This window comes from Streptococcus sp. 1171_SSPC (assembly GCF_001069335.1).
Lineage (GTDB): Bacteria > Bacillota > Bacilli > Lactobacillales > Streptococcaceae > Streptococcus > Streptococcus xiaochunlingii.
In genome coordinates this window covers 30,101-43,015 of sequence record NZ_JWAK01000019.1, presented here as the reverse complement: position 1 = coordinate 43,015, position 12,915 = coordinate 30,101, and the positions used below count along the sequence as shown (strand labels likewise).

The window sequence follows — 12,915 nt, the reverse complement described above, 5'->3', positions numbered from 1 at the left end:
CTCAACTGTGCGGAGGTGGGACGACGAAATCGAATTCTAACCAATTACCGATTTCTGTCCCACTCTCTTTTTCTAGCATTAGGAAAGTTGATTTTTTCTCTTCCCCTACCATTGTGAGGCAGAAAAGTGACCGATCTTAGTCATCGCCTTTTTTAGCAAGAAGGAAATCTCCATCTGATTGTTTCACAAACGTTAACTTATATTGGTCTGTCGTTGAGGATTTAAAACGGATTGTCATGGTAGTCACAATATCATTAGTTTTGTAGTCTTCATCTGCAGACAAAGAAAGAGAATAAATGGTATTATCCTTCAAAACTTCCTTGTAAGAAACGCCATCCTTACCAGTTTTGGAATCTCCGACTTTAAGCTTGTCATAGTAAGAAGAGGTCATGAAATTGTCCTCAGCTTCGTTATAATCCCCTGAATAATAGAGGTCCTGTAAATAATAGGTATCCCCCTCTTTCTTAAAAGTCAGTCTCATATCACGAACGGTATGGAATTGACTATAGGTATCATCCTGATCTTCTTTTAACTCGCCCCACTCTAAATCAATGAGATCTCTTCTAAACGAACCTTGCAAAGCTTTTCCGTGCTCATCCACAACATCTTCAATGGATGTTCCCAAATTTGAAGTTGAGTATGTGCCAAGCTCGAGGTTAGCCAAATCTGTAATGTTCCAAGAAAAATCAGTATCGTCTGGATCAATATATTTTCCAGCCTGATCGCGTTTTGATTCCCCTGCATCAGCTTTCGGATGAAGGACAGGCGAGGAACTTTTAGCACTATTTGCTGCACCCATAGAATGACCGAGGAAGAGACCGATAATGACTCCTAAGACCGCAAAGCCACTAATACAAGCAATTAACAGACCTTTCCCTGGCTTCTTTTGATCACCAGTTTCTGGCACACCAAATGGTGCCTGTGATTGATTCGTATTCATCTTTCATCTATCTCCTCTATATTAAAAACGTTCTGGACCAATGTATAAGAAGTCCCCATCTGGTTGTGCTAAGAAGCGTAATGTCTTATAATCGTCTCCCACTTTAAGGTTGATCTTTGCAACCACTCGAGTAGAGTCATACTCTTCTCCATCAGCAGTGATTTTTGTCTCTGTACCTATTTGAACATTTTGTTTATGTTTCTTCAAAACTTCCAATAAGGAGGTTCCACCTTTACCAGTTTTCTTATCTCCTTTTTTCAGATCTTTGAATTCTTTCGTGCTCATCTCACGATCTGTAGAAGTATCTTCATCTTCGTCGTCTTCACTCGCATAGACTTCTTCCAAGTTAAAGGCTTCTACAGATTTCAAATAATAGTTGCCATCCACTTTTTCAAATTTGAAATAAACATTCTGGTGAGAGGCGTTCTTTGCACGATCCCAAGTAAGAGTCATGCCTTTCTTTTCATAATCGACACTGGTAGCCAATCCATAAGTTTCAACAATCTGATCAGCAGTCAAGCCATAACCGTCCTTGTTGCTATAACTTAATGCAGCAAGGTCTTTTAGGGTCCAAGTAAAGATAACCTCATCCTTTTCTGTAATAAAGCCTGTCTTTGTTTTCTTAGCTTCTTCACTAGCACGGTCTAATCGTTTGGTACGTTTGGCATCTGCTTGAGGCTTAGATGAATGTCCCCAGAAATAGCCAGCTCCGCCACCGATCAAGCCACCAAGAAAGAGGGCAAGAATAGAAAAGACGATAAAGTTAGTCCGTCCACTCTTCGGTTTTGGCTGAACATTCCATTGTGATTGAAAGGCTTGAGGGTTCCCTTGTTGGTAGAAAGGATTGTTTTCTACCTGTGGCGCTTGATTTTGGAAAAATTGTTCCTGTCCTCCAGTTTGTGGTCCTTCTACTGGAGAAGACTGTTGGAAGCCTTGCGCTCCTGGTGCACCAAATGGCTCATAAGCTGTTTGGCCATTTTGTACTCCAAAAGGGTCTTGGAAGTTTTGGCCCATTGAATCTTCAAGAGGTTCTTGAGCAGCCTGCCCCCCTTGTGCTCCAAAAGGGTCTTGGACGGTTTGACCCGTTTGGGCTTCAAGAGGTGGTTGAACAGTTTGTTCGTTTTGTGCTCCAAAAGGTTCTTGAACAGTTTGTCCCTCTTGTGTTCCAAAAGGCTCTTGAACAGTTTGTCCCTCTTGTGTTCCAAAAGGTGTCTTGTCTTCTGTTGTCATAATCTCTCCTTTACTAACAACCTTCGCTCATCGTTCTTTCTACTTTTTTGTGATCATAGTTTGACATGCAAAGTATAAATATAGTAGTTCTACTATATCATAAAACAGTCTATTTTTCCACCTCATTCTGAGATATGGAAAGCGATTAAAAAACGACCTCTTTCGAGATCGTTTTGTCTGTCTATTAAAGACGAGCGTTGAGTTCTTTGCTCAATTCTTCAAATCCTGGTTTACCAAGAAGGGCAAACATGTTACGTTTGTAAGCTTCAACACCTGGTTGGTCAAATGGGTTGATAGCGTTCAAGTAACCTGAAAGGGCGATGGCCAATTCGAAGAAGTAGATGGCATAACCAAGAGTGAAGGCATCTTGCTCAGGAAGAGTTACGTACATGTTTGGCACGTCACCGTCAGTGTGGGCAAGAAGAACACCGTCAGTTGCTTTTTTGTTTACGAAGTCAACGTCTTTTCCTTGGAGGTAACCAAGTCCATCAAGGTCTTCTTCCAATGTAGGGATGATCACGTTCTTACGTGGTTTGTCCACACGGACAACTGTTTCAAACATGATACGAGTTCCTTCTTGGATAAACTGACCCAATGAGTGCAAGTCTGTTGAGAAGTTAGCTGAAGTTGGGTAGATCCCTTTTTGGTCTTTTCCTTCTGTTCAGGCACACCTTATGGATGCATCTGCTGGAAATTCCCTTGCACTGGCTGGCTAGTTTGATTGACTTCAAGCTCTTTGCGCTTGACCTTGACCGTCTTTTTCTGGCATGCTTTTATCCTTATAAATTTTGTTGATTTGTCATATTGCGAAAACATTGAAAAACAATGACAAATTTTACAATATTAAAACATAAATTATTTTCCCTATCAAAAAGGGAGTGGGAAAGAACTTCAAACAAGTTAAAAAGTTCATCTTCCCACCCCCCACAGTTGATCAGGCAATCTTTGGGGCTTAAAAAGCGAAGGAAGATGCCAATCAACCACCGCGTCATCTATTTTTTCTAATTTAGACCCAGAAGCCTGGACTTTTTGTCCAAGCTCTGAATCAATTTTTTAGACTTTTATTTTTCTAAATTGCTTGATTTTAAATTTTGTTATGGTCAAGCAGTTTCGAAAATCTGAATGGTAGAGTCCTTTTCAATTACTACTGCTTGGTCTGCTGCAACATGGAGAGTGCCCGGCAGGCTGCCCTCTTTTGAACCATCAAAAGAAATCGTGATATGGCCCAGTCCAGTTAAATTTTTTTCTACTACATTTCCTACGGCAGTAATCGAATATTCCTGACTATCTACCACCAGCTTTCCACCTTCTAGTATTGCACCTAGAAGATTTTTGTTATCGATTTTAAAACAATACTCTGCTAAGTCTTCCGGAGCTTCTTCTCCAAACAAAATGAGCATATTGGCATCTTGAATCATATTCTGAGCTTCAGGCCCCACTTGAATTACTTTAGCTTCAAAAATTTTCTTCATCTAATTCCTATTCATCCTTTCTCAAATCTGTCATAAACTTATGCTTATAGATAAGTTTAACATAATAGTTGCTATGTTTACGTGCATCTATCAAAGGTTTACTGATAAAGGCCAATACTAGCTATCCAAGCTACTAGCACCCGCGGAACACCATTGAGAAAGCGTGAATAAAGCACAGAAGGGACACCAACCTCAACTGTTTCAGCCTTGGCTTCAGATAGACCGAGTGCTACAGGAATGAAATCACAACCGTTTTGAGTGTTGATAGCAAATATAGCTGGCAGAGCCATTTGGGGCGGAATATTCCCTTTGCCGATTTCAACTCCAATTAAGGTTCCAATAATCTGACTGATAACAGCTCCGGGGCCTAACAAAGGAGATAGGAATGGCAAGGAACAGATAAAGCCAATCAAAATGAGTCCCCAGATGTTCCCAGCTAGGGGAACCATTAATTTTGCCAGCCAATTTCCAACACCTGAACCTTGAATAACCCCAATCAGCAAGGAAACAAAGGCCATGAAAGGAATGATCGTGTTGAGCATTGTTTGGATGGCTTCACGAGCAGCCTGGTTGAAAGTCGCAACGACCTTCCCAGCGCCCATCCCAATTCTTGCTACAATACTTGTTTCAGCTTTTTGCTCTGTAATTTTTTTACTAGTATCGTAAGTTGGCTTTTCTGTTACCACAGTTGTCGCTTTTTCGTCTTCATTAGCAGCAGAAATTTGATTAAGGCCAACTGCTGACACATAGATTTCCTCGGTTATATATTGAGCTAGAGGCCCACTTTTCCCTGTAGCGACAATATTTATTGTAGGGATCCCCTTTTTAGGATAAATACCACAGCGAAGAGTACCGCCACAATCCACGATTGCTAAAGCAATTTCCTCATCTGGGATAGAAGTTTTAAACCCATTAACAGCTTCCATACCGGTCAAATCAGCAATTTTATCCACAATATCTGGCTTTTCTCCTCCGCCAGTGATATAGATGAATTTATGCTTAGCTTCACTAGGTGTAATGACCAAAGGTCCTCCGAAACCGCCATTTCCTTTAACAACTTTTATACTCTTATATGACATAATTTCACTCTTTCTATAAATCAAATGTTTTACTCAAGGTAACACCTTGCTGTTTTGCTACATAAGCAGTTGTAAAATCGGTCACCCAACCGCCTACAAAGTTCATGACAAGCCCAACAAGCATGTAACGAATGGCTAAGTCCATTTGACTTAAACCTAAAGTTTGAATTCCTGTTGCAATTCCCATCCATACAAACAATTCCCCAGGATTGATATGCGGAAATACACCATTTGAAGTATGGCAGAACTGCATCTGAGCTGCTACAAAACTAGGTTTATAATATTCTGGTAAGAAACGTCCCATACTGATTGCCATCGGATTCCCCAGCATAAAGGCTGAAATGAAAGGTAAAATCATATACCGGCTAACAGGATTTTTAGCAGAAATCTTAGCCAGGGAATTGACCTTCTCTTCTCCCAAGAAAGCGATAAGGGTATTCATTGCAATCAATAGCATTAAGACAAGTGGTACAATATTTGTCATCCAGCTAATAAAGGTTTCTCCACCTAATTGGAAGAGTTTCATAAAACTCTCTGCAAAATTTGTAATGTGATTCATAAGGAACTCCCTTTCTTATTTTTTTTAAATAACTGTTTAATAGATAATTGTAAGTAATTCGCATAAAAGCCGAATCCCAGAAAAGAATCAGATGAACTTGTCTCTTTCTCAATACCTGCCTCATGCCAAAGATAGACTTTTCTAGCATCTTCTATGGCTGATTGCATCAACTTATTTTCTTTTCTCACAAGAGGATTATACTTGTCAAAATAATGGATGTCTTCTCCAACATAATCGTCCATATTTTGAAAACGTGCTAAGATTGTGACTCCTTGCATTTTGCTAGCTTTAAGAACCCGACCGTTTTCATCAACCGCGAACATGACAATCGTACCGGATTTGATTCTTCCGGACTTCCTGCCAATCGCTACGCGCCCCAGTCTTCGGAGCATCGTATAGGTCTTATTGAAGTCTTTGAGTTGCTGCCAGCCGAGGAACATTTGAAATATATAAGCTGCCATGACAAATACAGCGAAAATTATTAGCGAATTCATTAAAATACTCCTTTGCTCTTAGAAAATGATAGAAACTCTGTCTCTGTTTCTACAGCCCTCAATGCTTCTTTTAGAGAAGGCTCTCCTGCAATTCGAAAAATGTCGTCATACAATTCCAGCAATTCACTCTCCATTTTGCTTTCAATTTCTGAGGGAATGGCGACTAGAAAGATAAATTCAATCCAATCATCTCCTTTTTGATAAGGCTCTTCTAGCTTTCCAAACATTAAAATAGTCTTTGCATAACCCTGGTTAATTGTATGGGGGAAGGCAATTCCTCCACCAAAAATGGTTGATTGTTTTTTCTCCCTATCAATTATCCGATTTCTAAAACCTTCATCAATCATCTGAAGTTTCTCTAACTCTGCAACCATATTTAGCAAGTATTGCTGATAGGTTTTTTGGGGACTCAACCGAAGAAAACGTAAGCTGACTGTTTCTAGATTTTTTTGATGAAAAGCATTGACCCTCTGCCATTCTTCCTGCAGCCATTGATCATCAAAAAGATGATTAACTTGAATGACTGGAGATTTAGAATCTTTATATTTTAGAGGAACTGTCGTAAAAATCGCGAAATAGTCCTGATTCAAATCCAGATTAAAATCTTCTTCAGAATACTGAGTAATGTCTACATCATTTCCAAGGATTCGTCTGAGTTGCTGAATAATCATCGCAGCAGTTCCTCTTCCTGTTGTGCAAACTACAGCTATCTGCTTGCGAGAACCATTTACAACAGAGTTTTGCTTTCTTAAAATCATTTCAAAATACAAAGCCAGATATCCGATTTCAGATAATTCCAATTCAGAACCAAAAATTGCAGATAGTTCTTCTCCAGCAATTTTCGCCATTTCAAAAGCAAAAGGATATTGAGTTTGAACCTCGCCATGGAATATATCATTAGCTTGCACATGGAAAATCAGTCGATTGATTAAGGGGCCTAGATGAGACTTGATTTCTTCAAATAATTCTTCATCATCAAAGTTAACCAACATTGTTTCTTTGACTTTCTTGACAATCCCTTGAAAAATGTTTGCAAGCTGTTCAGATTGATAAGACGGCTTGCTTAAAGTGTCAATAAAACGGATATTAAACGGAAAACACAAAAAGTCTATTTCAAACTGACTGAGGGAAATCTTATAAGTCATCTCAATATGATAGATTAATTTTTCAACCAAAGGTGTCTCTGTTAAATCATTCCTATAGTAAGGAATAGGGCAACTCAACACCCTAGATGCATGAATACGCTCCACCATAATTGAAATTGTCTTTCGAAGGAGTTCCTTTGTTTCTTTCGGGATTTTATACTCCTGGAGTAGCGTCTCCAGAAAAGAAGATGTTGCCTCGGTGAGTGTCTTTCCTTCAAAGTAAGGGGCCACTTGGTGAATATAGAGCAAGCGCAAATTCAGCTCGGACCCCAAGACCTCCAGCCCACGGTTGGGCTTTCCTGAAATAGTGATAGAGTAACTCTCTGCCAAAGATTTTACTTGTTTTAAATCCTTATTAAGGGTACTTCTACTAACACCTGCTTCCTCAGCCAAGTCGTCAATAAGAAGAGGGGAGGTTGACTTAATTAAACGTTTTAGTAAATAGGCAATTCTTTTACTGGAAGAATTGAAGTCACTCTCCCGTTTTAAACTACCAGATAAAATCCCTTCCAACTCAGTATAGTCATACACCTCTAACATTAACTTATCATCTTGTGAGATAATCTGGATACTCGGAGCCAAAACATCATTTAATTGTTGGATACTCTTTTGCAAGGTTTGCATACTAATATCCAGCTCTGAGCGCATATCTACTAAGGAATAAGTTGGCTGTGAGACCATTTTTTCTAAAATGTTATACCATCGATTTACTATGGTCAACTCTCTTCCTCACCTTCATTTTTTTAACCGCGAGTTTTCCCTCCGGCAATATTTGTAGTGACTCCAGTTATATAGCTAGAACGGTCTGAAATATAGAATGCTACAAGGTCAGCTACTTCCCGTAGTTTACCACTTCGTCCCAAAGGAGTTGTTGAAGTTGAAGCATAACCAGCTCGAATATCTTCTACCGTCTTTCCACGGGTATAAGCAAGAGCTTCCTCATAAGAAAGAGTTCGAAGTCCCGTAGCTTCCATAATTCCTGGAGCAATTCCAACCACACGTACACCATGCTTACCCAGCTCTTTTGCCCATGAACGAGTGTAACTATAGACTGCTGCTTTTGTGGCAGCATAGGCACTTTGTCCTTCAGAACCTTCCAAGCCTGCTTCTGAAGCCATGTTCACAATTACACCTTTTCCATTTTTCACTAAAATACGTCCCACTGCCTGACTAACCAGATACAAACCTTTTTGATTAATCATCGTTACTTTTTCGAACGTCTCATCGTCCAATTCGTAAGGACCTTTAGGATTTTCTGCATCGATTAATAATCTAGGGATATTAATCCCTGCATTATTGACCACTGCATCAATATTGCCAAATCTTTCAACTATTTTGGCAACACCCTCTTCTACTTCAGAGCGAGAAGTTACATCAACTTTCACAAATAATAGATTTGGATGACGCAAATCGTTGTCGCTAAGATCGAAATTCGCTACATTGACACCTAATTCCAGCAATTCTTCAACGATTGCCTTACCGATCCCAGATGACGCGCCAGTCACAAGAACTGTTTTGCCTTTTATGTTTAACCAATCATTCATTTTGATACCTCTCAAATTTTATTTACAAGGCAATTATACAGCGCTTTCATAAAAGAATTAAGACACTCTTTTTTATACTGTTCAAAAAAATAATAAACTAATTATGAGGCTTGTAGTAAAAAATCCACAAGAAATGAACTTGTGGATCTCTTTTTATACTCTAAATGAACTCAAGGCATATAAGAATCAAAGGCGTGCATTCAACTCAGCACCCAGCTCTTCAAAGCCTGGTTTTCCAAGAAGGGCAAACATGTTTTTCTTATAAGCCTCAACTCCAGGCTGGTCAAATGGATTGATACCATTCAGGTAGCCAGAAAGAGCAATAGCCAACTCAAAGAAGTAAATAGTGTAGCCCAAAGTGAACTCATCTTGCTCAGGCAGTGTCACAAACATATTTGGAACTCCACCATCAGTGTGTGCTAACAGCACTCCATCTGTAGCTTTTTTATTGACAAAGTCAACATCTTTTCCTTGCAAGTAGCCAAGACCGTCCAAGTCTTCTGCCAATTCAGGAATCAGCACATTTTTGCGAGGTTTATCTACACGTACAACTGTTTCAAAGAGGATACGGGTACCTTCCTGGATAAATTGTCCCAGAGAGTGCAAGTCTGTTGAGAAGTTGGCTGAAGTTGGGTAAATCCCTTTTTGGTCTTTCCCTTCTGACTCACCAGCCAGTTGCTTCCACCACTCAGAGAAGTATTGCAGAGATGGTTCATAGTTAGCTAGAACTTCTGTCAGATAACCTTTACGGTACAAGATATTGCGTACAACTGCATATTGATATGCTTCATTTTCAGCCAACTTATCAGAAGCATAAGCCTTGCGAGCAGCATTTGCTCCTTCCATTAACTTGCTGATATCAGCCCCTGCAGCTGCGATTGGCAAGAGTCCCACTGCTGTCAATACTGTAAAACGACCACCTACACTATCAGGCACTACAAAAGTATCCCAGCCATTAGCATCTGCTTCAACCTTAACTGCACCTTTAGCGCGGTCTGTAGTTGCATAAATCCGTTTATTTGCTTCTTCCTGACCATACTTCTTAACCAAGAGTTCTTTGAAGACACGGAAAGCAATAGCAGGCTCTGTAGTCGTTCCTGACTTAGAAATAACGTTGACAGAGAAATCTTTGTCTGATACATAGTCTACCAAATCAGCCAAATAGCTTGAAGAAATAGAATTTCCAGCATAGAGGATTTGAGGTGCCTTGCGTTCTTCCTTGCTTTGTAGATTTACAAAAGAATTATTCAAGAAATCAATAGCTGCACGAGCTCCTAAATAGGAACCACCAATACCGATTACGATCAATACCTCACTATCAGATTGGATTTTAGCAGCAGCCTTTTGAATACGAGCAAATTCATCTTTGTCATATTCTTCAGGCAAGTTCAACCAACCAGTCATTTCTGCCCCAGGACCTGTACCATTTCGCAGAGCAGAATCTGCAGCAGTCACTTGAGGCTGCATATAATCTAGTTCATGTGGTGCTACAAATTTATCTAACACCTTTGAGTAGTCAAATTTAATATGTGACATGTTTATCCTCCAATTGTTCTTTTCTTTTATGATAACGCTTTAAGAAAAAATAAGCAAGTGCTTTCACTATTTTAAAACGTTTACATTTTATATTCTATACTATTTTTCTAAATAAGCTAACCTTAGGACATAACCGAGAGCACTCGTTTGCGTAAGTCAACAAATTTTAGGCCTATTGAGAAGAACAATTTTGATTGACAAGAAAACAAATACGCTTCTTAAGATTGGATGTCAGCTGAATTCATTTCAGGTCCGTTCAAACTAGATTCGCTGCTCCAATATTCATCTGCACCTTTTAGGCTTGATTCATTATACTTCGGAACCTAGTTCTCACTTTGTTCGAACTGCGTCAATGCACCTAAGTTCATCCGCGTCCGTTGGACTTGATTCACTAAGGGCTATCATAGGTTTACAGCTTTTTCCCTAACGGGAAAAACTGCATCCATTGCTCTAGGATTCGTCTGCGTCCCTTGGACTTGACGCATCAAGAGCAATAGAAAAGAGCACACAGTTCACTTCGCTTAGGGCTGCTGGATTCCTCCCCTGACCCGCTTCACGCAGAACTGTTGCTCCGATAGGTATTATATCATAATTTGTTCGATTTGCAAAGGTCCGGTTTTTATTCTTGTGTTTCGGCCTTGGCTGCGAGTTTGGCTTGTTTTTTTCGTTCTCGACCTTGGCGGAAGAAGGTCTGCATGATGGCTGCACATTCTGCTTCCAAGATTCCTGTTTCTACTTCGACTCGGTGATTGAGGCGTTCATCTGCCAAAATGTCGTAGAGACTACCTGCTCCACCAAACTTCTGATTGGTCGCACCGTAGACTACCTGAGGGATCCGGGCCAGTCCAATGGCACCACTACACATGACACAGGGTTCAATGGTCACAAAAAGAGTCGTATCTAGCAAGCGCCAGCTCTCTTCGTGCTGATTGGCTTCTTCAATCGCCATTACCTCCGCATGCATGACCGCTCGTTGTAGTTCTTCTCGCGCGTTGTGGCCACGTCCAATGATCACGCCGTCTTTGACAATGACACAGCCAATAGGAATTTCCTCATGGGCCAAGGCGATTTCTGCCTCTTTTAAGGCCTCTCGCATAAAAGCTTCTTTCTCTTCTAGGGTATAGTCTCTCACTTGTACACTCACTTACTTTTTATGTTCTTGTTCTATTATATGATGAAGCTACAAAAAAAGCCACCAATGGGTGACTTCTTATAGGGAGATGTTTATGAAAAAAAGTTTGGTTTCTAAACAAAGTTGGGAGGTCTTTGTTTATGGTCTTAGTATAGACCTTGTGTCTTAAAGTAAGCTTAAGACTCAAAAAAGTTGAGAGAGACTCCCAACTTTTATTGAATTATTTACTTGACCAGACACTTTCAAGGATATTGGTTTGGTCACGATCTGGTCCGACTGAGAAGGTTGAAATGCGCACACCAACCAACTCACCGATCCGGCGAACATAGTTGCGGGCGTTTTCTGGAAGCTCATCCAAGTGACGCACACCGGTGATGTCTTCTGACCAACCTGGCAATTCTTCATAGATTGGTTTGCAACGTTTGAGTTGCTCCAAGCTTGCTGGGTAGTAATCGATGCGTTCTCCATCCAAGTCGTAGGCTACACAGATTTTCACTGTATCCAAACCTGACAAAACGTCGATTGAGTTCAAGCTAAGGTTGGTAATTCCTGAAACGCGACGGCTATGGCGCATGACAACTGAGTCAAACCAACCGACACGACGGGGACGACCAGTTGTTGTCCCATACTCATGACCGACTTCACGGATCCGATCACCCACTTCATCAAAGAGCTCCGTAGGGAATGGGCCATCTCCAACACGGCTGGTATAGGCTTTACATACACCGACAACCTTATCGATCTTGCTTGGACCGACACCTGATCCGATGGTCACCCCACCTGCAACAGGGTTTGAAGAGGTTACAAATGGATAAGTTCCTTGGTCGATATCCAACATAACCCCTTGTGCTCCTTCAAAGAGCACGCGCTTGCCGTTATCCAAAGCATCGTTCAAGATAACAGAAGTATCGGTTACATATTGCTTGATTTGTTGACCATATTCATAGTATTCTTCGAAGATATCGTCAAAGGAAAGAGCCTCTGCTTCATAGAGTTTGGTAAATTGACGGTTCTTTTCTTCCAAGTTGATGCGAAGGCGTTCCGCAAAGACGTCACGGTCCAAAAGATCCGCAATCCGGATTCCCACACGCGCAGCCTTGTCCATGTAAGCTGGTCCAATCCCTTTGATGGTCGTTCCGATTTTGTTGTCCCCTTTTGACTCTTCTTGGAGACGGTCCAATTCGATGTGGTAAGGAAGGATGACATGGGCACGGTCAGAAATGCGAAGGCTGTCTGTTGATACCCCTTCTTCATGGAGATAAGCCAACTCTTTGACCAATGATTTCGGGTTGACAACCACCCCATTTCCAATCACAGAGATCTTTTCAGGGAAGAAGATACCAGAAGGAATCAAGTGCAACTTGAACTTTTTGCCATCAATCACGATGGTGTGACCGGCATTGTCCCCACCTTGGTAGCGAGCAATGACTTCTGCATTGGCTGATAGGAAGTCTGTAATCTTCCCTTTTCCTTCATCTCCCCACTGGGTTCCTACAACAACTACTGATGTCATATCTTTGTCTGAGCTATATAGCTCGTCCTTTCTTGAAAAGCAGGCAGGAATCTCACCTGCGATTATGTTTTATACCTCATTATATGAAAAATTTGACAATTTTTCAAGGAGGGTTCATCATTTCATTTGTTTTTTCTCTTATGTAGACGAATTACATTTTTACAAAATATGTATTTTCTGAATTTTAGTACTTAATTTAAAATAAAAGTTCGGAATTTTTGTAAAATCGTAGCGGAAATTTGCTTTCTTTTTCCGTTTGTAATAGACTAAA

11 protein-coding genes, 1 other RNA gene and 1 pseudogene are annotated in these 12,915 nt (G+C 40.5%); all 13 read right to left on the bottom strand.

Going from position 1 to position 12,915, the window contains the following annotated elements; translation table 11 throughout:
• Positions 1-136: 136 nt before the first annotated feature.
• Positions 137-940 (bottom strand): hypothetical protein, encoded by an 804-nt coding sequence (locus ADF75_RS04055; RefSeq protein ID WP_048789234.1) that lies wholly within the window; start codon positions 938-940, stop codon positions 137-139.
• A gap of 21 nt (positions 941-961) precedes the next feature.
• Positions 962-2,170 (bottom strand): hypothetical protein, encoded by a 1,209-nt coding sequence (locus tag ADF75_RS04050; protein ID WP_048789233.1) that lies wholly within the window; start codon positions 2,168-2,170, stop codon positions 962-964.
• A gap of 184 nt (positions 2,171-2,354) precedes the next feature.
• A pseudogene (gene pgi, locus ADF75_RS04045) lies at positions 2,355-2,831 on the bottom strand (glucose-6-phosphate isomerase); the annotation flags it as partial.
• 439 nt (positions 2,832-3,270) lie between these two features.
• Complete coding sequence (locus ADF75_RS04040; RefSeq protein WP_008808177.1) at positions 3,271-3,642, bottom strand: PTS glucitol/sorbitol transporter subunit IIA; 372 nt, start codon at positions 3,640-3,642, stop codon at positions 3,271-3,273.
• A 98-nt stretch (positions 3,643-3,740) separates the two neighbouring features.
• Positions 3,741-4,721 carry a PTS glucitol/sorbitol transporter subunit IIB gene (srlE, locus tag ADF75_RS04035; RefSeq protein ID WP_020992831.1) on the bottom strand — a complete coding sequence of 327 codons (981 nt, stop codon included), beginning with the start codon at positions 4,719-4,721 and terminating at the stop codon, positions 3,741-3,743.
• A 13-nt stretch (positions 4,722-4,734) separates the two neighbouring features.
• Positions 4,735-5,280: a PTS glucitol/sorbitol transporter subunit IIC gene (gene srlA, locus ADF75_RS04030; protein ID WP_001015684.1), complete on the bottom strand. Its 546-nt coding sequence runs from the start codon at positions 5,278-5,280 to the stop codon at positions 4,735-4,737.
• Positions 5,277-5,774 (bottom strand): transcriptional regulator GutM, encoded by a 498-nt coding sequence (locus ADF75_RS04025; protein ID WP_001086645.1) that lies wholly within the window; start codon positions 5,772-5,774, stop codon positions 5,277-5,279. The genes srlA and ADF75_RS04025 overlap by 4 nt, the downstream gene beginning before the upstream one ends.
• Positions 5,774-7,600 carry a BglG family transcription antiterminator gene (locus tag ADF75_RS04020; RefSeq protein ID WP_080713450.1) on the bottom strand — a complete coding sequence of 609 codons (1,827 nt, stop codon included), beginning with the start codon at positions 7,598-7,600 and terminating at the stop codon, positions 5,774-5,776. The genes ADF75_RS04025 and ADF75_RS04020 overlap by 1 nt, the downstream gene beginning before the upstream one ends.
• Positions 7,601-7,662: 62 nt before the next feature.
• A complete protein-coding gene (locus ADF75_RS04015) occupies positions 7,663-8,463 on the bottom strand; it encodes an SDR family oxidoreductase (RefSeq protein WP_001000837.1) in 801 nt (266 codons plus the stop codon).
• Positions 8,464-8,649: 186 nt separating this feature from the next.
• Positions 8,650-9,999, bottom strand: a complete 1,350-nt coding sequence (locus ADF75_RS04010; protein WP_008808173.1) for a glucose-6-phosphate isomerase — start codon at positions 9,997-9,999, stop codon at positions 8,650-8,652.
• Between the two features lie 485 nt (positions 10,000-10,484).
• Positions 10,485-10,580, bottom strand: an RNA gene (gene ffs, locus ADF75_RS10035) — signal recognition particle sRNA small type.
• Between the two features lie 38 nt (positions 10,581-10,618).
• Positions 10,619-11,131, bottom strand: a complete 513-nt coding sequence (tadA, locus tag ADF75_RS04005) for a tRNA adenosine(34) deaminase TadA (RefSeq protein WP_048789232.1) — start codon at positions 11,129-11,131, stop codon at positions 10,619-10,621.
• Between the two features lie 220 nt (positions 11,132-11,351).
• Positions 11,352-12,644, bottom strand: coding sequence for an adenylosuccinate synthase (locus ADF75_RS04000; RefSeq protein ID WP_048690732.1), 1,293 nt, complete (start codon positions 12,642-12,644; stop codon positions 11,352-11,354).
• Positions 12,645-12,915: the final 271 nt, after the last annotated feature.